Source organism: Mycobacterium sp., from assembly GCF_040398885.1.
Classification (GTDB): Bacteria; Actinomycetota; Actinomycetes; order Mycobacteriales; family Mycobacteriaceae; genus Mycobacterium.
Genome location: NZ_JBBATF010000024.1, coordinates 2,850 through 24,824 on the forward strand (window position 1 = coordinate 2,850; position 21,975 = coordinate 24,824).

Consider the following 21,975-nt stretch of genomic DNA (forward strand, 5'->3'; position numbering starts at 1 on the left):
TGTGGCCGAGTGTGCGGATTTTCACTCCCCGAGCGGCGTGTCGCGCACGAAACCGCACACTCGCGCCGGGCCCCTGGAGAAGCTAAAGCCGCTCGATGATGGTGACGTTGGCGGTGCCGCCGCCTTCGCACATGGTCTGCAGTCCGTAGCGCCCGCCGGTCCGTTCCAGTTCGTTGAGCATGGTCGCGAAAAGTTTGGCCCCGGTGGCGCCCAGCGGGTGGCCCAGCGCGATCGCTCCACCGTTCGGGTTGACCCGCGCCGGATCAGCGCCGGTCTCCTTGATCCAGGCCAGCACCACCGGGGCGAAGGCCTCGTTGATCTCCACCACGTCGATGTCGTCGATGGACAGCCCGGTCTTGTCCAGCGCGTAGCGGGTGGCCGGGATCGGCCCGGTGAGCATGAACACCGGGTCGGCGCCGCGGCAGCTGATGTGGTGGATGCGGGCCCGCGGCCTCAGATCGAAGTCCTCGACCGCGCGTTCGGAGGCCAGCAGCACCGCACTGGCGCCGTCGGAGATCTGGCTGGCGACCGCCGCGGTCATCCGGCCGCCCTCGGTGAGGGTCTGCAGCGCCGCCATCTTCTCCAGCGTTGTCCGCCTGGGGGTTTCGTCGACCGCGAAGCCCTCCACCGCAATGATCTCGTTGCCGAAGCGGCCGCCCTCGATCGCGGCGAAGGCCCGCTGGTGACTCGACAGCGCCCAACCCTCCATGTCCTCGCGGGTGATGTCCCACTTCTCGGCGATCATCTCCGCGCCGCGGAACTGGGAGATCTCCTGGTCGCCGTAGCGAGCCAGCCAGCCTCTCGACTCGGCGGTCGGCGTGGTGAAACCGAACTCCCTGCCGACGACCATCGCCGAGGAGATCGGGATCTGGCTCATGTTCTGGATGCCGCCGGCCAGGATCAGGTCCGCGGTTCCCGCCATGATCGCCTGCGCACCGAAGGAGATCGCCTGCTGGCTGGACCCGCACTGCCGGTCGACGGTGACCCCGGGAACCTCTTCGGGGTAGCCCGCGGCCAGCCACGTCAGCCGTCCGATGTTGCCGGCCTGACCGCCCACCGCATCCACGCAACCCACGATGACGTCGTCGACGGCGCCCGGGTCGACGGCGTTGCGGTCGAAGATGCCGCGGAACGCGTAACCCCCGAGGTCGATCGGATGAATCCCGGCCAGCGAGCCCCCGCGCTTGCCGACCGCGGTGCGGACCGCGTCGATGACATACGCCCTGCTCATTCGGCCTCCGTACGGATGCCGCCCAGCACGATGGAAAGGTACTGCAGCCCAACCTGTTCGGCGGTCAGCGGTCCGCCGGGCCGGTACCAGCGCACCGAAACCCAGGTGGTGTCGCGGATGAACCGGTAGACCAGGTCGACGTCGATATCGGCCCGGAAGTACCCCTGCGCGATGCCCTCGGTGAGGACGTCGACCCACATCTTGCGCTGGCGCCTGTTCAGTTCGTCGACGTATCCGAAGCGCGACTGCCCGGACAGGCGCTTGGCCTCGTCCTGGTAGATGACCACCTCGGCGTGGTGGTGCTCGATGGCGTCGAAGGAGGCCATGAACAGCCCCTCCAGGCGGGCAAGCGGATTGGGTTCGGTGTCGATGATGTGCTGATACCGGTCGAACAGCCAGTCCAGGAATCCGCGCAGCACCTCGTCGACCATCTCCTCCTTGGAGGAGAAGTGGTGATACAGGCTGCCGGACAATATGCCCGCGGCATCGGCGATGTCCCGGACGGTGGTGGCCCGCAGGCCGCGTTCGGCGAACATCGTCGCGGCGAGTCCGAGCAACTCCTCGCGCCGGGTTGCCGGTGTGCTCATGGGTGCTGGCTCGAGACCGAAATGACCTCGCCGGTCAGATACCCGGCGTAGTCGCTGGCCAGGAATGCGATGGTGGACGCCACCTCCCAGGGCTCGGCCGCCCGGCCGAAGGCCTCGTTCCCCGAGAGCCTGTCGAGCAGGTCGGCGGAACTGGTCTTCTCCAGGAACCTGTGCCGGGCGATGCTGGGCGACACGGCGTTGACGCGCACCCCGTACTCGACGGCTTCGATCGCGCTGCACCGGGTCAGCGCCATCACCCCGGCCTTGGCGGCCGCGTAGTGGGACTGCGAATGCTGTGCCCGCCAGCCCAGCACACTGGCGTTGTTCACGATCGCCCCGCCGTGCCCGGCGTCACGGAAGTACGCCAACGCCGCCCGCGTCGCGCGCATGACGGAGGTGAGGGTGACGTTGAGTACGCGGTCCCATTCCTCGTCGGTCATGTCGATCACCGGTGTCTGCCCGCCGAGTCCGGCGTTGTTGACCAGTACGTCCAGCCGGCCCAACCGGGCGGTGGTGGAGGCGATCATCGCATCGACCTGAGCAGAGGACGTCACATCGCAGAGCACGCTCTCCACCCGGCCGAGACCCAACGCCGACAACGCATCCCGGGTCTCGGCGAGTCGGCGCTCGTGATGGTCGGAGACCATCACGTCCGCTCCTTCCAGCAGCGCGCGCCGGGCGGTGGCCGAGCCGATTCCGGTGCCGGCGGCCGCGGTCACCACGACGACCTTGCCGTCCAGCAGGCCATGGCCCGCGGGTTCTTGCGGAGGCTCGGACAGCGACGACATCAGCCCCTCGCCTCCCGCGGCAATCCGAGCACCCGCTCGGCGATGATGTTGCGCTGGACCTCGTTGGATCCGCCGTAGATGGTGTCGGCACGGGAGAACAGGAACAACCGCTGCCACTCGTCGAATTCGCCGCCGGTCAGCACCAGAGCGGACTTGCCCCTGATGTCCATGGCCAACTCGCCGAGGTCGCGATGCCAGTTGGCCCACAGCAGCTTGGAGACCGAATCCTTTCCGGCGGCCTGGCCGTCATCATGCTCGGCCATGGTGGCCATCGCGAAGGACCGCATGGTCCGCAGCCCGGCCCACGCCCGGGTCAAGCGTTCGCGGATCAGCGGATCATCGATCGCACCGCAGTTCTTGGCCACCTCGACCAGACCGGAAAGTTCGCGGGCGTAACGGATCTGCTGGCCGAGGGTGGACACGCCACGCTCGAACGTCAGCGTCTCCATCGCCACCCGCCAGCCGTCCCCGGGCGCGCCGACGACCAGATCGGCGTCGGTGCGCGCGTCGGTGAAGAACACCTCGTTGAACTCCGAGTCGCCGGTCAACTGCACGATGGGCCGGATCTCCACACCGGGCTGGTCCAGTGGCACGAGCAGATACGACAGGCCGGCGTGGCGCTTGGAACCCTTCTCCGATCGCGCCAGCACGAAGCACCACTGCGCCCGGTGCGCCAGCGAGGTCCACACCTTCTGGCCGTTGATGATCCAGTGTCGTTCTCCGGTCGCTTCGCTCCCCTCGTGCCCGCCGTCGAGGACCGCGGTCGTCGAGACCGCCGCCAGATCACTGCCGGCGCCGGGTTCGGAGTAACCCTGGCACCACAATTCGGTGACGTCGCGGATGGCGGGCAGGAAGCGCCGCTGCTGTTCCGGCGTCCCGAACGCGATGAGGGTGGGCCCGACCAGTTCCTCGCCGAGGTGGTTGACCTTGTCCGGCGCGTCGGCCCTGGCGTACTCCTCGTAGAAGGCGACCCGATGGGCGACCGACAGGCCACGACCGCCGTGTTCCACGGGCCAGCCCAGGCAGGTCAGCCCGGCCGCGGCCAGGTGGCGGTTCCACGCCAGGCGTTCCTCGAATGCCTCGTGTTCGCGGCCGGGCCCGCCGAGGCCTTTGAGCGCCGCGTAGTCGCCGGCCAGATTCTCGGCCAGCCACCGGCGAACCTCCGCCCGGAACTCGTCGACGCCCACCCTGGTAGGCTAACCTACCAAGCACTTGCTTTGTTGGTCTGGGGCCAGGCAGGAGCATCAAATGAGCGGGGATACCCCTCCGTCCGGGCTCACCACGCCCGCCGTGCTGAACCGGATGGCCTTCGACTTCGCCGACCACCCCGCGTTGATCACCCCGGACCGGAATTTCACCTTCGCCGAACTGCACGAGGAGGTGCGGCACACCGCCGCGGCGATCGCGGGACTGGGTGTGCGACCCGGTGACCGGGTGGCACTGTGGTCGCCCAACACCTGGCACTGGGTGGTCGGCGGCCTGGCCGTTCATTACGCGGGCGGGGTGCTGGTGCCACTGAACACCCGCTACACCGCCGACGAGGCGAGTGACATCCTGGCCCGCACCAAGGCGCCGCTGCTGATCGCGATGGGTCGTTTCCTGGGCGCCGACCGGGTAGCCGACCTTCAGCGCGGGGCGCTTCCGGCGCTGCGCCACATCGTCCGAATCCCGGTCGACGAGGACGACGGGACCTGGGATGAGTTCCTGGCCGGCCCGCAGATCCCGTTGGGCGAAGCCGACGGCCGCGCGGCCGCGGTCCGGCCCGACGACGTGTCCGACATTCTGTTCACCTCCGGCACCACCGGCCGCAGCAAGGGTGTGCTGTGCGCGCACCGGCAGTCCCTCTCGGCCTCGGCGGCGTGGGCGGCCTGCGGGCAGATCACCAGCGCTGACCGCTACCTGTGCATCAACCCGTTCTTCCACAACTTCGGATACAAGGCCGGCATCCTGGCCTGCCTGCAGACCGGGGCCACACTCATCCCGCAACTGACCTTCGACGCCGAGGAGGTCATGCGAACCGTTGAGGCCCAACGCATCACGGTTCTTCCCGGCCCGCCGACGATCTATCAGACGCTGCTGGATCACCCGGCCCGCGCGAACTACGACCTCACCTCGCTGCGCTTCGCCGTCACCGGCGCGGCCACCGTGCCGGTGGTGCTCATCGAACGCATGCAGACCGAGCTCGATTTCGACATCGTCCTGACGGCCTACGGTCTGACCGAGGCCAGCGGGTTCGGCACCATGTGCCGCGCCGAGGACGACCCCGCCACCGTCGCCACCACCTGCGGTCGCCCGATCGCCGGCTTCGAGTTGCGGATCGCCGGAGCCGCTGGGCCGGCGACATCCGGCACGGCGCCGGATCAGACCGGGGCCGGCGAGGTGCTGCTACGCGGACCCAACGTGATGCTCGGCTACCTCGACGATCCGCGGGCCACCGCCGAGGCCGTGGACGCCGGGGGTTGGCTGCACACCGGCGACGTCGGCACCGTCGACGCGGCGGGCAACCTCCGGATCACCGACCGCCTCAAGGACATGTACATCTGCGGCGGCTTCAACGTCTACCCCGCCGAGGTGGAACAGGTGCTGGCCCGCCTCGACGGCGTCGCCGACGTGGCGGTGATCGGGGTTCCCGACGAACGTCTGGGCGAGGTCGGCCGCGCCTTCATCGTGCCGAGGAACCGCGCCGATCTCGACGAGCAGGCCGTGATCGACCACAGCCGAAGGCATCTGGCGAACTTCAAGGCACCCCGATCGGTGGTTTTCCTCGACGTGCTGCCGCGCAACGCCGGCGGCAAGGTCCTCAAAACCGAACTGCGAGAGACGCCCTGATGGATCTCGCCTACGACGACGCCACCCGCGCCTTCCGCGACGAGGTCCGATTGTTCCTGGCCGCGAACACCCACGAATTCCCGACCGGGTCCTACGACAACGCCGCGGGCTTCGCCCAGCACCGGCGCTGGGACCGGGTGCTTTTCGACGCCGGACTATCGGTGATCACCTGGCCGCTGCGGTACGGCGGACGCGACGCCACCCTGCTGCAGTGGGTGGTGTTCGAGGAGGAGTATTTCCGCGCGGGCGCCCCCGGACGGGCGAGTGCGAACGGCACCTCGATGCTGGCGCCGACGTTGTTCGCCCACGGCACCGACGAGCAACGCGATCGGGTGTTGCCGAAAATGGCCAGCGGCGAGGAGATCTGGGCCCAGGCCTGGTCCGAACCGGAGTCGGGCAGCGATCTGGCCTCGCTCCGTGCCACCGCGACCCGCACCGACGGGGGCTGGCTGCTGAACGGCCAGAAGATCTGGAGCAGCCGGGCGCCGTTCGGGGATCGCGGTTTCGGGCTGTTCCGGTCCGACCCGGAGGCACAGCGGCACCGCGGCCTGACGTATGTGATGTTCGACCTGCACGCCGACGGTGTCACGGTCAGACCGATCGAACAACTCAGCGGCGACACCGGTTTCGGGGAGATCTTCCTCGACGACGTGTTCGTCCCCGACACCGATGTGATCGGCGCCGTGCACGACGGGTGGCGGGCTGCGATGAGCACCGCCAGCAACGAGCGCGGGATGTCGCTGCGCAGCCCGGCCAGGTTCCTCGCCCCGGCCGAACGACTGGTCACCGAGTGGCGGGAACGCGGCAGCGACCCGGCATTCGCCGATCAGGTCGCCGACTCCTGGATCAAGGCACAGGCCTACCGGCTGCACACCTTCGGCACGGTGACCCGGCTCTCGGAGGGCGGCGAACTGGGTGCGGAATCCTCGGTCACCAAAGTGTTCTGGTCGGATCTCGACGTCGCTCTGCACCAGACCGCACTCGACCTGCGCGGTCCGGACGCCGAACTCGCCGGGGCATGGTCCGACGGCCTGCTGTTCGCCCTGGGCGGCCCGATTTACGCCGGCACCAACGAAGTTCAGCGCAACATCATCGCCGAGCGTCTGCTGGGACTGCCGCGGGAGACCGTCAGGTGAAGTTCTCCCTCGACGCCGAGCAACGGGACTTCGCCGCCAGCATCGACGCGGCACTGGGAAGTGCCGATCTGCCCGGGACGGTGCGGGCCTGGAACTCCGGCGACACCACTGCCGGACGGGCGGTGTGGGCGCGCCTGGCCGAACTGGGCGTCACGGCCCTGGCCGTGCCCGAGGAGTCTGGTGGGCTCGGTGCGCACCCGGTCGATCTCGTCGTCGCCGTCGAGCGGCTGGGACGCTGGTGTGTCCCGGGCCCGGTCGCCGAATCCTTGGCCGTGGCACCCGTTCTGCTGGCCGGGGACGAGCGCGCGGCCGCGCTCGCCGCCGGAGACCTCATCGCGACGGTCGCCATGCCTCCGATGGTTCCACTCGCGGTCGACGCGGAGTTCGCCGCACTCGTGCTCCTGGCGGCCGACGGAACCTGCGGCGATGCGGCACCGTCGGCCGCGCACCCGTCGGTGGACCCGAGCCGCCGGCTGTTCGAGGTGTCGGCGACCGGCGAACACCGTGCCGCCGACACCGCCCGCGCCTACGACTTCGGCGCCCTGGCCACCGCCGCGCAACTGGTCGGGGCCGGCCAGGCGATGCTGGACATGACGGTCGGCTACGCCAAGCAGCGCAACCAGTTCGGCCGTCCGATCGGCGGTTATCAGGCGGTCAAACACAAATTGGCCGACGTCCACATCGCGCTGGAACTGGCCCGGCCCTTGCTGTACGGCGCGGCGCTGTCCCTGGCCGACCGGTCCGCCGAGGCGGCCCGGGATGTCAGCGCCGCCAAGGCCGCCGCCTCCGACGCGGCGTTGCTGTCGGCCCGTGCGTCGCTGCAGACCCACGGCGCGATCGGCTACACCGCTGAACACGACCTGTCGCAGTCGCTGCTGCGAGTTCAAGCACTCCGGTCGGCGTGGGGTGACCCCGCCAGCCACCGGCGCCGGGTCCTGGAGGCACTGTGAGCGAAGAACGGCAACTGCTGCGCCGGACCGTCGCGGCTCTGGTGGACAAGCGCGCCGACTCCGCGGCCGTCCGGCGCGCGATGGAGTCGGATCGCGGCTACGACGAGGCGCTGTGGGCCATGCTCTGCGAGCAGGTCGGGGTGGCCGCGCTGGTGGTGCCCGAGGAGTTCGGCGGCGCGGCCGGCGAGTTGGCCGACGCCGCAGTCGTACTGGAGGAACTGGGCCGGGCGCTGGTGCCCACCCCGTTGCTGGGCACCACGCTCGCCGAACTGGCGATGTTGAGTTCCGCCGAACCGGACCCGGCCGCCCTCGAGGGACTCGCCTCCGGCGCTTCCGTGGGCACCGTGGTGTTCGACCCCGACTACGTGCTCAACGGTGACACCGCCGATGTCGTCCTCGCCGTGGCGGACGGCCGAATCGTGCGGTGGACCGATGTGACCGTCGAGCCTGCCCGGACCCTGGACCCCACCCGCCGGCTGGCTCGTCTCCGCCCCGGCGGCACCGCGGTGATCGGGCCCGATCCGGGGATCGCCGACACCGCCGCCATCCTGCTGGCCGCCGAGCAGATCGGCGCGGCGGCCCGCTGCCTGGATCTGACCGTCGCCTACACCAAGCAGCGGGTGCAGTTCGGCCGGCCGATCGGGAGCTTCCAGGCACTCAAGCACCGGATGGCGGATTTGCACGTCGCCGTCCAGGCGGCGCGGGCGGTCGTCGGCGACGCGGTGGCCGACCCGGGCGCCGTCAACGCCCGGCTGGCCCGGCTGGCGGCAAGCGAGGCGTTCTGCGCGGTCGCCGGTGAAGCGATCCAGCTGCACGGCGGGATCGCGATCACCTGGGAGCACGACATGCAGCTGTATTTCAAACGGGCCCATGGTAGTTCGCAGCTGCTCGGGCCGCCGAGTGAGCAGTTGCGCGAACTGGAAGCGGAGGTTTTCTAGTTAACGCGGCGCTACGGGCCGGGATCCCGCCCTTCTACGTGATGGACGTCTGGCTGGCCGCCGCCGAGCGGCAACGCACCCACGGCGATCTGGTGAACCTCTCGGCCGGCCAGCCCAGTGCCGGGGCTCCCGCCGCGGTGCTGGCCGCCGCCGAGCGCGCCTTGCGCAGCAGTCCACTGGGATACAGTGTTGCACTAGGCATTCCGGAACTGCGCCAAGCCATCGCCGACTCGTACGGCACCCGCTACGGCGTCGAGGTCGGCGTCGACGACGTGGTGCTGACGACCGGATCCTCCGGCGGATTCCTGCTGAGCTTCCTGGCGTGTTTCGACGTCGGCGACCGGGTGGCCATCGCCAGCCCGGGCTATCCGTGCTACCGCAACATCCTCTCGGCACTGGGCTGCGAGGTGGTGGAGATCGAGTGCGGGCCTCAGACGCGTTTCCAGCCCACCGCGGGAATGCTCGCCGCGCTCGAGAGACCGGTGCGGGGTGTGATCGTCGCCAGCCCGGCCAACCCCACCGGAACGGTGATCCCGCCGGGCGAACTGGCCGCCATCGCCGACTGGTGCGACGCCGAGGACGTGCGCCTGATCAGCGACGAGGTCTACCACGGCCTGGTGTACCCGGGCGCACCGGAGACCTCGTGCGCCTGGCAGACGTCGCGCAATGCCGTTGTGGTCAACAGCTTTTCGAAGTATTTCGCGATGACCGGCTGGCGGCTCGGCTGGCTGCTGGTGCCCGCTGGGTTGCGCCGCGCGGTGGACTGCCTGACCGGGAACTTCTCGATCTGCCCGCCGGTGCTGGCCCAGCACGCCGCACTGGCCGCTTTCACCCCGGAGGCGATCGCCGAGGCTCAGGGACATCTGGAACACTATGCGGCCAATCGGGACACGTTGATCGCTGGTCTGCGCCGGTTGGGCCTGACCCGGTTGGCGCCCGCCGACGGCGCGTTCTACATCTACGCCGACGTCTCGGACTTCACCTCGGACTCACTCCGGTTCTGCGCGAGGCTGCTCGCCGACACCGGCCTGGCGATCGCACCGGGTGTCGACTTCGACACCACGGGAGGCAACTCCTTCGTCCGGTTGTCGTTCGCCGGCCCCGGCGCGGACATCGAGGAGGCGCTGCGCCGGTTGGGGTCCTGGCTCGGCGGTTAATGCGCCATCCGTGCCGCGTCCGCGGCGTCGACGTCGGCGAGGTCGATCCCGCGGGTCTCCCGGGTGAAGGCCAGCGCGCACAGGGTGATGGCCGCCGCACCGGCGAGGTAGAGCGCGATCGGCAGCGCGGACTTGTAGGTCTGCAGAAGCTTGACCGCGATGATCGGGGCCAGTGAGCCCGCGAAGATGGCGGTCACCTGATAGCCCAGCGACACACCGGAGTACCGCATCCGGGTGGGGAACATCTCGGCCAGCAGGGCCGGTTGCGGCGCGAACATCAGCCCGTGGGCGACCAGGCCCAGGGCGATCGCGGCGATGATCAGCGGGTAGCGGCCGGTGTCCATCAACGGGAACGCGTAGAAGCCCCACGCCGCCGCGCCCAGCGCGCCGATCAGGTAGACCGGCTTGCGGCCGAACCGGTCCGCGGCACGGCCGGCCTGCGGGATCACCACGAAGTGCACGGCATGGGCGATCAGCAGCCACCACAGGATGTGCGCGGTGTCGGCTTTCACCTGGGTCTTGAGGTAGGTGATGGAGAACGTCACCACCAGGTAGTAGAGGATGTTCTCCGCCACTCGTAGGCCCATCGCGGTGAAAACGCCTCGGGGGTAACGCTTCATCACCTCGACCACGCCATAGGAGCGGTCCTTGAACCGCTGGGCCTCCTGCTGGGCGGCGACGAAGATCGGCGCATCGGTGACCTTGGTGCGGATGTAGTAGCCGATCAGCACGACCACCGCCGACAGCCAGAACGCGATGCGCCATCCCCAGGACAGGAACGCCGGTTCGGGCAGTGTCGTCGTCAGAGTCAGCAGCACCACCGTGGCAAGGGCGTTGCCGACCGGCACGGCGGCCTGTGGCCAGCTGGCCCAGAAGCCGCGCCCTCCGGCCGGGCTGTGCTCGGCGACGAGCAGGACGGCCCCGCCCCATTCCCCGCCGACGGCGAAGCCCTGAACGAACCGCAGGACCACCAGCATCGCCGGCGCGAGATAGCCGACCTGGGCGAAGGTCGGCAGACATCCCATCAGGAACGTCGCCGCGCCGACCAGCAGCAGGCTGAACTGCAACAGCTTCTTGCGGCCGTACTTGTCGCCGAAATGGCCGAAGACCACTCCGCCGAGTGGGCGCGCGGCGAAGCCGACCGCGTAGGTGACGAACGCGGCGAGGATGGCGTCGAGGTCGCTGGTGCCCTTGGCGAAGAAGACCTTGTTGAAGACCAGCGTCGCAGCGGTGCCGTAGAGGAAGAACTCGTACCACTCCACCACCGTGCCCGCCATCGAGGCGGCCACGACCCGCCGCAGACCGGCAGCAGAATTCGTCAGCGTCATCCGAACTCCTTTCAGCTGATTAGGGTAGGCGTATGCCTTTCCTCGACCACGAACTCGGCCGGATCAACTACCGGCGCTGGGCGGTAGCCGACCCGCGGGCCACGGTGATCTTCCTACACGGCTTCGGCGAGCACACCGGGTTGTACGACCGGTACGGCAACGCACTCAACGCCGCCGGCATCGAACTCTGGGCAGTCGATCAGTTGGGACACGGGCTGTCGCCCGGCGAGCGGGGCCAGTTGGGCACGCTGGAGGACAGCTCAGCGCTGGCCGAGAAGTTGACCGAGCTGGCCGAGCAGCATTCACCCGGGGTTCCCCTTGTGGCACAGGGACATTCGTACGGCGCCGTCGTCACCTTGTTCCGGCTTCTGGAGAACCCCGGACGATACCGGGCAGGTGTCGTCTCAGGCGCGCCACTGGTACCTATTCCGGAGTTGGTCGACCGCAACACCGCGATGAACATGGATCCCGCCGGACTGTCCAGCGATCCGTACTACCTCGACTTCATGGCGAACGACCCGCTGGCGTTCACCGCAGCCGACGGCCGGGCCCTCACCCGCGAACTGGACCGGGGCTGGGACCGATTCGGCGCCGAACTACCCAAGCTGACGGTCCCGACCCTGGCGGTGCACGGCGAGATCGATCCGATCGCCGCGCCTGGAGCGGTCGCCGCCTACGCCGAACAGATCCCGGCGCTGCGGTATCTGGAGTTTCCGGGCACCCGTCACGACGTGCTCAACGACATAACCCACGCCGAGGTGACCGCCGCGATCGTCGCCTTCATCGGCGAGCACACCTGAGCCCTCAGAGCCAGGTGTCCGGCGTGGTGGCGGTCAGGAACGCCTCGAGGTCGTCGCGCCACTGCGCCGGTGTGGTCTTCTCCGGTTCGATGCCGGTGTACTCGCCGCGGTAGAACAGCAGCGGCCGGGGCTTGACCGTCGGGACCTCCGACAGCCTCTGCACCGCCCCGAACACCACGAAGTGGTCGCCGCCGTCGTGCACCGTGCTGACCGTGCAGTCGATGTGGGCCAGCGATCCGTCCAGCACCGGCGACCCGAGCGGGGACGGATGCCAGCTCACGCCCGCGAACTTGTCGGGCTCCCTGGAGCCGAACCGCGCACAGGTGTCGCGCTGCTTCTCGGTCAGCACATTGACGCAGAACCGGCCGCTGGACTCGATGGCCTTCCAGGACCGGGACACCTTGGTGGGGCAGAACAGAACCAGCGGGGGGTCCAGCGACAGCGCCGCGAACGACTGGCAGGCGAAGCCGATGGGCGAATCGTCGTGCATGGTGGTGATGATGGTGATCCCGGTGCAGAACTGCCCGAGGACCTGACGGAAGACGTGAGGGTCGATCGGCTCAGCCGGCATGACTACCGATCGCCGTAGGAGCCGACGCTGAAGTCGTGTCCCCAAAGGCTGACCGCGGTGCTCTCCCTGGCGATCCAGTCCCGGTCGTCGACTTCGAGCCCCTCGCAACCGAATTCGACATCGAAGCCGCCCGGGGTCTTCATATAGAACGACAGCATCTTGTCGTTGACGTGGCGACCCAGCGTCGCCGACATCGGAACCTTGCGCCGCAGCGCCCGATCCAGGCACAGGCCCACGTCGTCGCTGCCCTCCACCTCCATCATCAGGTGCACGATCCCGCTGGGGGTGGGCATCGGTAGGAACGCCAGGCTGTGATGGCGCGGGTTGCAGCCGAAGAACCGCAGCCAGGCCGGCGGACCATCGGCGGGCCGTCCCACCAACTGCGGCGGCAGCCGCATGGAGTCACGCAGCCTGAATCCGAGGACGTCGCGATAGAAGTGCAGCGACTCGGCGTCGTCCCGGGTGGACAGCACGACGTGGCCCAGGCCCTGTTCGCCGGTGACGAATCTGTGCCCGTACGGACTGACCACCCGCCGGTGCTCGAGCGCCGCGCCGTGGAACACCTCCAGACGGTTTCCGGACGGGTCGGCGAAGGCGATCATCTCGTCGACGCGGCGGTCCGCCAGTTGCGCCGCCGTCGCCTCCTTGTAGGGGACTCCCTCGACGTCGAGCGCATCGCGGATCCGCTGCAGGCCTTCGGCGTTCGCGCATTCCCAGCCGGCTTCCGAGAGCCGGTCATGCCCGCCCGGGACGATGACCAACCGGGCCGGGAAGTCGTCCATCCTCAGGTAGAGGGCGCCGTAGACGGAGCCCTTGCCCTCCACCATGCCGAGCACCTTCAGCGCGTACTCCCGCCAGGCCGGCACATCGGTGGACTCGATCCGCAGATAGCCCAGCGAGCGGATACTCATGCACCACCCCCCAGGAAGTCGGTGGTCAGCTTGTTGAACTCGTCGAACTTCTCAACCTGGGCCCAGTGACCGCACTGCCCGAAGACGTGCAACTGAACCCGCGGAATCTGTTTGAGCGCCACCAGCGCCCCGTCCAACGGGTTGACCCTGTCCTCGCGGCCCCAGATCAGCAGCACCGGCTGGCGCAGCTTGTAGACGTCGCGCCACATCATGCCGAGTTCGTAGTCCGGGCCCGCGAAGGACTTGCCCATCGCCCGCGCCGCGGCCAGCGACTCCGGGCGGCTGGCGATGGCGAACCGCTCCTCGACGAGTTGATCGGTGATGAGTTTCTGGTCGTAGACCATGATCCGCAGGAAGCGCTCCATGTTCTCCCGCGTCGGATCGGCGTTGAACCGGGCCAGCAGCTTGACGCCCTCGGTGGGGTCGGGGGCGAACAGGTTGACGCTCAGCCCTCCCGGCCCCATCAGCACCAGCCGGCCGGCCCGGTCGGGGTTGTCCAGGGCGAATCGGACCGCGGTGCCGCCGCCCAGCGAATTGCCCACCAGCGCAGCACGTTCGATTCCGAGCTGGTCGAACAACGCCAGCACCGCCAGCGCGCTGTAGCGGTTGTACTGCTCGTGGTCGGTGTGCTTGTCGGAGAGCCCGTAACCGGGCTGGTCGACGGCGATCACGTGGAAGTGCCGCGCGAGGACGCCGATGTTGCGGCCGAAGTTCGACCAGCTCGACGCGCCCGGTCCGCCGCCGTGCAGCAGCACCACGATCCGGTCGTTGCCCTCGCCGGCCACGTGGTAGTGCAGGCGCACGTCGCGCTCACCGGCGCGCACCTGGGCGTAGCGGGAGGTGGACTCGAAGGTGATGTCCTGCTGAGACTGGGCCTGGGCTTCTCGGATGAACGATGTCATGCGGTTGCGGGGACTCCTAAACCATCGTGTCGCCGAGCGGCAGACCGAACTCCTGGTTGCCGAACATGACGTAGGCGCGCTCGGCGTCGTTGGCGGCGTGCACCCGGCCGGCATGCGCGTCGCGCCAGAACCGCTGCAGGGCTTGGTCGTTGTTGAGCGCAGTGGCGCCGGCAGCTTCGAAGAGCCGGTCGATGGATGCGATAGCGCGGCCGGTTGCCCGGACCTGATCCCGGCGGGCGCGGGCCCGAAGCTCCATCGGAATCGCCTCGCCCGCGCAGAGCAGTTCGTACTCCTCGGCCAGATTCCCCCTCAGCTGGCGCCAGGCCGCGTCGATGTCACTGGCGGCCTCGGCGATGCGCACCTTGGCGAACGGGTCGTCCTTCGCCTTCTCACCGGCGAACGCGGCACGCACCCGCTTGCCCTGATGCTCGACGTGGGCGTCGTAGGCGCCGTAGGCCATGCCGACGATCGGCGTCGAGATGGTGGTGGGATGCATCGTCCCCCAGGGCATCCGGTAGACGGGGGCGGTGTTGGTCTCCAGCCCGCCGGCGGAACCGTCGTTCATGGCGCGGTAGGACAGGAAGCGGTGCCGGGGCACGAACACGTCCTTGACGATCAGGGTGTTGCTACCGGTGGCCTTGAGCCCCACCACGTTCCAGTCGTCGCGGATCCGGTAGTCGCCCAGCGGCATCAGGAAACTGCCGAAGTCCACCGGCCGGCCGTCCTTGATCACCGGTCCGCCGACGAAGGTCCAGCTTGCGTGGTCACATCCCGACGACCACAGCCAGGTGCCGTTGACCAGGTAGCCGCCGTCGACGACGAGCCCGGCGCCCATCGGGGCGTAGGACGAGGAGATCCGGACGGTCGGGTCGTCGCCCCACACCTCATCCTGGGCCTGCTGGTCGAACTGGGCCAGATGCCAGTTGTGCACGCCGAGGATTCCGCCCGCCCAACCCGTCGACCCGCAGGCGCTGGCGATCCGGCGCACCGCCTCGAAGAACAGCGTCGGATCGCATTGCAGACCGCCCCACTGCTCGGGTTGGAGCAGTTTGAAGAAACCGGCCTCGTCCAGGTCGGCGATGTTGGCGTCGGGAAGCCGGCGCAGTTGCTCGGCCTCGGGCGCGCGCTGCCGCAACTTGGGCAGCACCTCGTCGATGGCGGCGAGGACCATCCGGGCGTCGCGCTGTTGAATGGACGTCACCGCATACCTCCCGAGTGTGCATACCTGCACTTCAGACTAGAACACGTTACGATTTGTGTCGAGCAGACGGAGCTAGTGCCTGCTTGTTCACCGTATTGACATTTCTATAACGCGTTCTAGTTCACCGGAAGGATCCGATCGCCCGTGACCACCACCGACCACCCGGCGACCGCCGTGGTGCACCTGGACGGCCGGACCCACACCGTGGTGTGGCCCCGCGGGGAAAAGTTGCTCGACGTTCTGCTCGATGAGGGGATCGAGGCGCCCTACTCCTGCCGGGAAGGGCACTGCGGTGCCTGCGCGACCACTCTGGTCAGCGGTGCGGTGGACATGGAGACCAACGACGTCCTCGAGGCCGAAGACCTCGCCGACGGGCTGATCCTGGCCTGCCAGTCACGGCCGGAATCGGATTCGGTCGAAGTCACCTACGACGACTGAATGGCCCGACCCGGCCTGGATCGCCCACAGATCGCCGTTGCGGTCCTCGGCGACCAAGTCGATCCCAGCGTCACCACCCCACCGGCCCGGCCAGTCCCTCCACAGCCACACCCACTGCAGTTCACTGGGTCTCGGCCCGGACCTCGGCGGCTTTCGACGCCCGCGGCCGCCGCTTGTCGGAGTCCCGGGCCTCATGATTCGGTGACAGCGTGCACACCCTGTGGTTGTTCCTGGTGTGGATCGGTTCGGCGGTGCGCAGCGAGTTCATGCGCCAAGGGCCCGAATGGGTGATCCTCGCCCTGGCTTGCGCGATGCTCGGCGGGTGGCTGTACCTGCGACGCCGACCGCACCGCGAACCGTCCGCGGAAAACCCCCGCCGCGTGAGGATTTCTGGAGGGGTGATCGCCCTGATCCTCGCCACGGTCGCCGTGGTGGGTTCGGTGACCGGCTTCGTCGGGATGTTCGGAGGTCTGCTGGCCCAGCTAGCGGGGCTGCTGGCCTACTGGCGATTTCATCGGGGCAAGACGACGGACGGCCGCGCGGCCGGGCGCGCGGTCGTCCTCGGGTTCGTGGCCGTCGTCGTCGGCCTGGTTTTCAACGCCGTCTGGCTTGACTTCTCGAAAAGCCCGCTCTGACAGACCGAGACGGCCCTGGGGCGACGGTCAGCGCGGGAGTCCGAGCAGCCGCTCGGCCGCCATGGTGAGCAGGATCTGCTCGGTCCCGCCGGCGATGGACAGGCAGCGCGTGTTCAGGAAGCTCTGCACGGCGTCGTTGCTGACGATGCCGGCTCCGGGCGACAGTTCCATCCGGAATTCCTCCAGCGCCTGCCGGTAGCGCACACCGATCAACTTGCGGGCGCTGGCTTCGGCGCCGGTGTCCCTACCGCCGACGGCCTGCCGGGCGATGCGCTGGTCGAGCAGCGACCCGACCTGTGCGACCACCAGCAACGCGCCCAGCCGGTCGGCCGTCGCGGGGTCCAACCTCTCTTCGGCGAGGCTTCCCAGCATCTGCTCCATCTGGTTGCCCAGTGCCGTGCCGTGCGCCATCGCGACTCGCTCGCTGGCCAGGGTGGTGCGGGCCAGCCGCCACCCGTCGTTGACGGCGCCCACCACCATCTCGTCGGGCACGAATACGTCGTCGAAGAACACCTCGTTGAACAGTTCGTCGCCGGTGATCTCCCGCAGCGGACGGATCATGATGCCGGGCGAGCGCATGTCGACCAGGAGATAGGTGATGCCCTTGTGCTTCGCCGCATCCGGGTCCGTCCTGGCCAGACACACCCCCCAGTCGGCCTTGTGCGCTGCCGATGTCCAGACCTTCTGGCCTTTGAGCTTCCAACCGCCCTCTGCCGGAACGGCTTTGGTGCGCAGCGATGCCAGATCCGATCCGGCCTCCGGTTCGCTGAACAACTGACACCAGACGATCTCGCCGCGCAGGGTTGCGGGGACGAACCGCGCGATCTGGTCGGCTGTGCCGGCCTCGAGGATGGTCGGGACCGCCCACCAGCCGATGACGAGGTCGGGCCGGACGACACCGGCGGCGGCGAGTTCTTCCTCGATGAGCAGCTGCTCGGCAGGTGAGGCGCCGCGACCGTGGGGCCTGGGCCAGTGCGGAGCCAGCAGACCGGAGTCGGCCAGGGCGGCTTGCCGCTCGGCCGCGGGCAGCGCGGCCACCCGCGCCACCGCCGCACTGATCTCCGGGCGAAGGTGGGCCACTGACTCCAGGTCGATGCGCAGGTGGCGCCGAACCCCGCTGACGGCCAACTCGACCACCCGGCGGTGCCACCGCGACCGGCCGCCGAGGAACTGCGCGATGCCGAGGGAGCGACGCAGATACAGGTGTGCGTCGTGCTCCCAGGTGATGCCGATGCCGCCGAGCACCTGGATGCAGTCCTTGGCGTTGCCTCCGGCGGCGCCGATACCCGCCGCCGCGGCGACCGCGGCCGCGACCGAGGACTGGTTCTGGTCCGCGCCGCCGGCGGCGGCCGCGGCATCGGCGGCGGCCACCGCGATCTGCTGGGAGCGCAGCAGCATCTCGGCGCACAGATGTTTGACCGCCTGGAAGCTGCCGATCGGCTTGCCGAACTGCTCCCGGACCTTGGCGTACCCGGCCGCGGTCTCCAGCGTCCAACGCGCGACCCCGGCGGCCTCTGCGGCCAGGACGGTGGCCACCAGATCGTCGAACCGGCGGCGGGTGACGGCCAGGCGGCTGCCCGGCGCGTCCCGCAGGGTCACCGTGGCCAACGGCCGGGAGAAGTCCGTCGCCGGCAACTGCCGCACGGTGACGGCCGGATCGGCTGCGTCGACAAGCACCACGTGATCTCCCGCCGGTAACAGCAGGATGGCGGACGCGTCGGCTCCGAGCACGTAGTCGGCCGAGCCGGAGATCCGGCCGGACGTCTCCCGGAAGTCACCGTCGAGGGCCAGGCCCGCGGTCCGTTGTCCCGACGAAAGCGCCTCCAGCACAACGTTATCCGTTACGACAAGCGTCGCCAGCGCGGTGGTGGCGACGGGCCCCGGAACCAGCGCCCACGCCGCTTCCTCGACCATGGCGCACAAGTCCTCTACCGAACCGCCCGCTCCCCCGGCCTGTTCGTCGACGGCGACGCCGAACAGACCGAGTTCGGCGATGCCCGCATACGGCCGGCGCCAGGCATCGCGGTCACCCTGCTCGATGGCGCGGATCGCCGCCGGCGCACCGGCGCCCGCAGCCCAGCTGCGAACCAGATCGCGCGCGGCGAACCGCTCGTCGGCGATGGAGGCGGACGTGGAGGATGGCACTGCGCTCCTCAGGTCGGCGGAATGATCTTCTGGACACTGGCACTCACTAGAACGTGTTCTAATAGTGGCAGCGATGGGCCGTCAAGTCGACAGCGGTCACGCAGCGAAGAAGGAGCCCCCAGTGTCGTCGCCCGGGCAGCAGTCCGCCGGTTCGCAGCCGCGCGAGGTGACGCCGGTGTCGGTGCTCACCGATTCCGAACTGGGTTCGGAGGCCCAACGGGAGCGGCGCAAGCGCATCCTCGACGCGACGCTGGCCATCGCGTCCAAGGGCGGATACGAGGCCGTGCAGATGCGGGCGGTCGCCGATCGCGCCGACGTCGCGGTGGGAACGCTGTACCGCTACTTCCCGTCCAAGGTTCATCTGCTGGTCTCCGCACTCGGGCGGGAATTCGAACGCATCGACGCCAAGACGGACCGCTCGACGGTGTCCGGCGGAACCCCGTACCAACGGCTGAACTTCATGGTCGGCAAACTGAACCGGGTCATGCAGCGCAACCCGCTGCTGACCGAGGCGATGACCCGGGCCTACGTCTTCGCCGACGCGTCCGCGGCCGGCGAGGTCGACCACGTCGAGAAGATCATCGACAGCATGTTCGCCCGCGCCATGAGCGACGGAGAACCCACCGGGGACCACTACCACATCGCCCGGGTGATCTCCGATGTCTGGTTGTCTAACCTGCTGGCCTGGCTGACCCGCCGGGCATCGGCCAACGATGTGAGCAAGCGGCTGGATCTGGCCGTCCGGCTGCTCATCGGCGACGGCCGGAGCGACTAAGCCGCCCGAGGCCTCGCACTTCTGAGCGCCGTGACCGTCGTGGTGATGGCGGTTCTGGCAGTGGGCTATCGCCCGCTGCTGTTCGCCACGGCCGATCCCGAGGTCGCCGCGGCGCGTGGCGTGCCGGTCCGTGCGCTGGGCATCGTGTTCGCCGCGCTGGTCGGCATCACGGCCGCACAGGGCGTGCAGATCGTCGGCGCGTTGCTGGTCATGTCGCTGCTGATCACTCCGGCGGCGGCCGCGGCTCGGGTTTTCCGCTCGCCCGCGGCGACGATCGCGGCGTCGGTGGTGTTCGCCGAACTCGCCTCGGTGGGCGGGCTGGTGCTCTCACTGGCACCGGGTGTTCCGGTGTCGGTGTTCGTCACCACCATCTCCTTCGTCATCTATCTGGTGTGCTGGGCGCTCGGCCGCCGCCGCCCGGCCTAGTCTGGAACCGTGGCCAGCGTCGATCTCAACGCCGACCTCGCCGAGGGGTTCGGTGTGTGGGAACTCGGCGACGACGACGCCATGCTGGACATCGTCACCAGCGCCAATCTGGCCTGCGGTTTCCACGCCGGCAATCCGGTCGGCCTGGCGCGCACCTGCGAGGCGGCCGCGCGGCGCGGGGTGCGGATCGGTGCTCAGGTGGGCTACTTCGACCTGGCCGGTTTCGGACGTCGCCAGATCGACGTCGCACCGGCCGAACTCAGCGCCGACGTGATCTACCAGATCGGCGCCCTTCAGGCCCTGGCGCGCGCGGCCGGTTCGGACCTGGGCTACGTCAAACCGCACGGCGCGCTCTACAACACGATTGCGACGCACCGCCGGCAGGCGTGCGCCGTCGCCGAGGCGGTGTGTGCGGTGGACCCGAGCCTTCCCGTGCTGGGACTGGCCGGCTCGGTGTTCTTCGAGGAGGCCCGCCGACTGGGGCTGCGGACGGTCTCCGAGGCCTTCGCCGACCGTTCCTACCTTCCGGACGGAAAGCTGCTGCCCCGCAATGAATCCGGTGCGCTGCTGCACGATCCGGAACAGATCGCACAGCGGGTGCTGACCATGGTCGAGGCGGGCACGGTGGTCGCCGTCGACGGAACCGTCGTGCCGGTGGAGGTCGAATCCGTTTGTGTACACGGTGATTCACCGGGCGCGGTGAGGATCGCGGCGGCGGTTCGGGAACGACTGGTCGCCGGGGGCATCCGGCTGGCGGCGTTCGTCTGATGCGGCTGAAGTTCGGACGGCCCGACATCGACCGCTACCGCGAGCACTTCGACATGCCGTTGGCCGGATCATCTGCCGCCCTGACGGTGGCCTGGATGGGTGTGTCGACGCTTCTGGTCGACGACGGTTCGTCGGCGATCCTGACCGACGGCTTCTTCTCCCGGCCCGGGCTGCTCGGGGTCGGGTTGGGCAAACTGAGTCCGTCGGCGCCGCGGATCGAGGCGGCACTGGACCGCGCCGGAATCCGGCGACTGGCCGCGGTGCTGCCGGTGCACACCCACTACGACCACGCGATGGACAGCGCCGCGGTCGCCGAGCGGACCGGCGCACTGCTGGTGGGCGGCGAGTCCGCTGCCAACATCGCCCGCGGGCAAGGGCTTCCCGAACACCGCATCGTGGTGGCCGATCCGGGAACGCCACTGGCGCTCGGCGCCTTCGACGTGACACTGATCGAATCCCACCACTGCCCGCCGGACCGCTACCCCGGTGTGATCAGCGCCCCGGTGGTCCCACCCGCGCGGGTGTCGGCCTACCGCTGCGGTGAGGCGTGGTCGACGCTTGTTGCCCACCGGCCGAGCGGGCATCGGCTGCTGATCCAGGGCAGCGCCGGGTTCGTGCCGGGCGCACTCGCCGGCCGCCGGGCCGAGGTGGCCTTTCTGGGGGTGGGTCAGCTCGGCCTGCAGCCCGAGATCTACATCAGGCAGTACTGGAACGAGACGGTCCGGACGGTGGGTGCGCGTCGCGTGGTGCTGGTCCACTGGGATGACTTCTTCCGCCCGCTGACCGCCCCGCTGCGGGCGCTGCCCTACGTGGCCGACGACCTGGACGTCACGATGCGGGTGCTCAGCGCGCTGGCCGAACGCGACGGCGTGGCACTGCATCTGCCGAACCCATGGGAACGCGGCGACCCCTGGATCTGACTAACGGCCGCGGCGTTGGCGGGCCACCTCGGCCAGCACCACGCCGGCCGCCACCGCGGCGTTGAGCGATTCGGCCGGCCCCGCCATCGGGATGGACACCACCACGTCGCAGTTCTGCCGGACCAGCCGGGACAGGCCCTTGCCCTCCGAGCCCACGACGACGACCAGCGGACCGGAGGCGTCGAATCGGTCGACGCCGGTGTCGCCCCCGGCGTCGAGTCCGACGATCTGGAGACCGGCGCCGGCCCAGTCCTTCAAAGTCCTGTTGAGGTTGGTGGCCCGCGCGACCGGGACGCGGGCGGCGGCACCGGCGCTGGTCCGCCAGGCCACCGCGGTCACCGACGCCGAGCGCCGCTGGGGAATCAGCACGCCGTGGCCGCCGAAGGCCGCCACCGAGCGGATGATCGCGCCGAGGTTGCGCGGGTCGGAGATATTGTCCAGCGCCACAAGCAACGCGGGTTGGACATCGCCGGTCGCGGTGGCCAGCAGATCGTCGGGGTGGGCGTAGGCGTACGGCGGCACCTGCAGTGCGATGCCCT

The 21,975-nt window shown here is 69.2% G+C and carries 23 protein-coding genes and 2 pseudogenes; 12 read left to right on the top strand and 13 right to left on the bottom strand.

The window, feature by feature from the left end:
* Nucleotides 1-82 precede the first annotated feature (82 nt).
* From fadA6 to ipdE1, 4 genes are read right to left on the bottom strand one after another with little or no spacing between them, the layout of a single operon-like run.
* Nucleotides 83-1,231, bottom strand: coding sequence for a steroid 3-ketoacyl-CoA thiolase FadA6 (fadA6, locus tag ADBZ5U_RS04075; protein WP_526262633.1), 1,149 nt, complete (start codon nucleotides 1,229-1,231; stop codon nucleotides 83-85).
* Nucleotides 1,228-1,818: a TetR family transcriptional regulator KstR2 gene (kstR2, locus tag ADBZ5U_RS04080; protein WP_526262635.1), complete on the bottom strand. Its 591-nt coding sequence runs from the start codon at nucleotides 1,816-1,818 to the stop codon at nucleotides 1,228-1,230. The genes fadA6 and kstR2 overlap by 4 nt, the downstream gene beginning before the upstream one ends.
* Nucleotides 1,815-2,606 carry a (5R,7aS)-5-hydroxy-7a-methyl-1-oxo-2,3,5,6,7,7a-hexahydro-1H-indene-carboxyl-CoA reductase gene (ipdF, locus tag ADBZ5U_RS04085; protein ID WP_526262637.1) on the bottom strand — a complete coding sequence of 264 codons (792 nt, stop codon included), beginning with the start codon at nucleotides 2,604-2,606 and terminating at the stop codon, nucleotides 1,815-1,817. The genes kstR2 and ipdF overlap by 4 nt, the downstream gene beginning before the upstream one ends.
* Complete coding sequence (gene ipdE1 / locus ADBZ5U_RS04090; protein ID WP_526262639.1) at nucleotides 2,606-3,793, bottom strand: acyl-CoA dehydrogenase IpdE1; 1,188 nt, start codon at nucleotides 3,791-3,793, stop codon at nucleotides 2,606-2,608. Before ipdE1 ends, ipdF begins: the two co-directional genes overlap by 1 nt.
* Nucleotides 3,794-3,854: 61 nt before the next feature.
* On the opposite strand from ipdE1, the gene fadD3 reads away from it, so the two are divergent.
* From fadD3 to ADBZ5U_RS04115, 5 genes are read left to right on the top strand one after another with little or no spacing between them, the layout of a single operon-like run.
* Nucleotides 3,855-5,435, top strand: coding sequence for a 3-((3aS,4S,7aS)-7a-methyl-1,5-dioxo-octahydro-1H-inden-4-yl)propanoate--CoA ligase FadD3 (gene fadD3, locus ADBZ5U_RS04095; protein ID WP_526262641.1), 1,581 nt, complete (start codon nucleotides 3,855-3,857; stop codon nucleotides 5,433-5,435).
* A complete protein-coding gene (locus tag ADBZ5U_RS04100) occupies nucleotides 5,435-6,571 on the top strand; it encodes an acyl-CoA dehydrogenase family protein (protein ID WP_526262643.1) in 1,137 nt (378 codons plus the stop codon). The genes fadD3 and ADBZ5U_RS04100 overlap by 1 nt, the downstream gene beginning before the upstream one ends.
* Nucleotides 6,568-7,521, top strand: coding sequence for an acyl-CoA dehydrogenase family protein (locus tag ADBZ5U_RS04105; RefSeq protein ID WP_526262645.1), 954 nt, complete (start codon nucleotides 6,568-6,570; stop codon nucleotides 7,519-7,521). The genes ADBZ5U_RS04100 and ADBZ5U_RS04105 overlap by 4 nt, the downstream gene beginning before the upstream one ends.
* Nucleotides 7,518-8,459, top strand: coding sequence for an acyl-CoA dehydrogenase IpdE2 (ipdE2, locus tag ADBZ5U_RS04110; protein ID WP_526262647.1), 942 nt, complete (start codon nucleotides 7,518-7,520; stop codon nucleotides 8,457-8,459). The genes ADBZ5U_RS04105 and ipdE2 overlap by 4 nt, the downstream gene beginning before the upstream one ends.
* 41 nt (nucleotides 8,460-8,500) lie before the next feature.
* A complete protein-coding gene (locus ADBZ5U_RS04115; protein WP_526262649.1) occupies nucleotides 8,501-9,616 on the top strand; it encodes a pyridoxal phosphate-dependent aminotransferase in 1,116 nt (371 codons plus the stop codon).
* Here ADBZ5U_RS04115 and ADBZ5U_RS04120 read toward each other — a convergent pair.
* Nucleotides 9,613-10,944, bottom strand: a complete 1,332-nt coding sequence (locus tag ADBZ5U_RS04120; protein ID WP_526262651.1) for an MFS transporter — start codon at nucleotides 10,942-10,944, stop codon at nucleotides 9,613-9,615. The genes ADBZ5U_RS04115 and ADBZ5U_RS04120 overlap by 4 nt on opposite strands.
* A gap of 32 nt (nucleotides 10,945-10,976) precedes the next feature.
* Between ADBZ5U_RS04120 and ADBZ5U_RS04125 the strand changes: the two genes are divergently transcribed.
* Nucleotides 10,977-11,744 carry an alpha/beta hydrolase gene (locus ADBZ5U_RS04125; RefSeq protein ID WP_526262653.1) on the top strand — a complete coding sequence of 256 codons (768 nt, stop codon included), beginning with the start codon at nucleotides 10,977-10,979 and terminating at the stop codon, nucleotides 11,742-11,744.
* Between the two features lie 4 nt (nucleotides 11,745-11,748).
* Here ADBZ5U_RS04125 and hsaB read toward each other — a convergent pair whose 3' ends face one another.
* Genes hsaB through hsaA form a run of 4 tightly spaced genes read right to left on the bottom strand, consistent with a single transcriptional unit; the run spans nucleotide 11,749 to nucleotide 15,329 of the window.
* Nucleotides 11,749-12,315: a 3-hydroxy-9,10-secoandrosta-1,3,5(10)-triene-9,17-dione monooxygenase reductase subunit gene (hsaB, locus tag ADBZ5U_RS04130; protein WP_526262655.1), complete on the bottom strand. Its 567-nt coding sequence runs from the start codon at nucleotides 12,313-12,315 to the stop codon at nucleotides 11,749-11,751.
* Between the two features lie 2 nt (nucleotides 12,316-12,317).
* A complete protein-coding gene (hsaC, locus tag ADBZ5U_RS04135) occupies nucleotides 12,318-13,226 on the bottom strand; it encodes an iron-dependent extradiol dioxygenase HsaC (protein ID WP_526262657.1) in 909 nt (302 codons plus the stop codon).
* Nucleotides 13,223-14,128: a 4,5:9,10-diseco-3-hydroxy-5,9,17-trioxoandrosta-1(10),2-diene-4-oate hydrolase gene (gene hsaD, locus ADBZ5U_RS04140; RefSeq protein ID WP_526262659.1), complete on the bottom strand. Its 906-nt coding sequence runs from the start codon at nucleotides 14,126-14,128 to the stop codon at nucleotides 13,223-13,225. Before hsaD ends, hsaC begins: the two co-directional genes overlap by 4 nt.
* A 16-nt stretch (nucleotides 14,129-14,144) precedes the next feature.
* Entirely contained in the window at nucleotides 14,145-15,329 is a 1,185-nt protein-coding gene (gene hsaA / locus ADBZ5U_RS04145) for a 3-hydroxy-9,10-secoandrosta-1,3,5(10)-triene-9,17-dione monooxygenase oxygenase subunit (RefSeq protein WP_526262661.1), read from the bottom strand.
* Nucleotides 15,330-15,491: 162 nt separating this feature from the next.
* Between hsaA and ADBZ5U_RS04150 the strand changes: the two are divergent.
* Nucleotides 15,492-15,767: pseudogene (locus ADBZ5U_RS04150) on the top strand (2Fe-2S iron-sulfur cluster-binding protein); the annotation flags it as partial.
* Here the strand turns inward: ADBZ5U_RS04150 and ADBZ5U_RS04155 are convergent.
* Together ADBZ5U_RS04155 and ADBZ5U_RS04160 are read right to left on the bottom strand one after the other, a co-directional pair.
* Nucleotides 15,723-15,878 (bottom strand): restriction endonuclease, encoded by a 156-nt coding sequence (locus ADBZ5U_RS04155; RefSeq protein WP_526262663.1) that lies wholly within the window; start codon nucleotides 15,876-15,878, stop codon nucleotides 15,723-15,725. The pseudogene ADBZ5U_RS04150 and the gene ADBZ5U_RS04155 overlap by 45 nt on opposite strands.
* A gap of 10 nt (nucleotides 15,879-15,888) precedes the next feature.
* Nucleotides 15,889-16,035, bottom strand: coding sequence for a hypothetical protein (locus tag ADBZ5U_RS04160; RefSeq protein WP_526262665.1), 147 nt, complete (start codon nucleotides 16,033-16,035; stop codon nucleotides 15,889-15,891).
* Nucleotides 16,036-16,054: 19 nt separating this feature from the next.
* Here ADBZ5U_RS04160 and ADBZ5U_RS04165 point away from each other — a divergent pair, with 19 nt between their 5' ends.
* A complete protein-coding gene (locus tag ADBZ5U_RS04165; RefSeq protein ID WP_526262667.1) occupies nucleotides 16,055-16,402 on the top strand; it encodes a hypothetical protein in 348 nt (115 codons plus the stop codon).
* A gap of 27 nt (nucleotides 16,403-16,429) precedes the next feature.
* On the opposite strand, the gene ADBZ5U_RS04170 is transcribed toward ADBZ5U_RS04165, so the two are convergent.
* On the bottom strand, nucleotides 16,430-18,547 hold the full coding sequence (locus ADBZ5U_RS04170; protein ID WP_526262669.1) for an acyl-CoA dehydrogenase family protein: 2,118 nt from the start codon (nucleotides 18,545-18,547) through the stop codon (nucleotides 16,430-16,432).
* A gap of 175 nt (nucleotides 18,548-18,722) precedes the next feature.
* Between ADBZ5U_RS04170 and kstR the strand changes: the two genes are divergently transcribed.
* The 4 genes and pseudogenes from kstR to ADBZ5U_RS04190 all read left to right on the top strand — a co-directional run bounded on the left by kstR (nucleotide 18,723) and on the right by ADBZ5U_RS04190 (nucleotide 21,436).
* Nucleotides 18,723-19,322, top strand: a complete 600-nt coding sequence (kstR, locus tag ADBZ5U_RS04175) for a cholesterol catabolism transcriptional regulator KstR (protein ID WP_526262679.1) — start codon at nucleotides 18,723-18,725, stop codon at nucleotides 19,320-19,322.
* Nucleotides 19,323-19,334: 12 nt separating this feature from the next.
* Nucleotides 19,335-19,748: pseudogene (locus ADBZ5U_RS04180) on the top strand (metal ABC transporter permease); the annotation flags it as partial.
* 9 nt (nucleotides 19,749-19,757) lie between these two features.
* Nucleotides 19,758-20,516 carry a LamB/YcsF family protein gene (locus tag ADBZ5U_RS04185; protein WP_526262671.1) on the top strand — a complete coding sequence of 253 codons (759 nt, stop codon included), beginning with the start codon at nucleotides 19,758-19,760 and terminating at the stop codon, nucleotides 20,514-20,516.
* Entirely contained in the window at nucleotides 20,516-21,436 is a 921-nt protein-coding gene (locus ADBZ5U_RS04190) for an MBL fold metallo-hydrolase (protein ID WP_526262673.1), read from the top strand. The genes ADBZ5U_RS04185 and ADBZ5U_RS04190 overlap by 1 nt, the downstream gene beginning before the upstream one ends.
* Here ADBZ5U_RS04190 and rlmB read toward each other — a convergent pair.
* On the bottom strand, nucleotides 21,437-21,975 hold a 539-nt coding region (gene rlmB, locus ADBZ5U_RS04195), incomplete at its 5' end, for a 23S rRNA (guanosine(2251)-2'-O)-methyltransferase RlmB (RefSeq protein WP_526262675.1).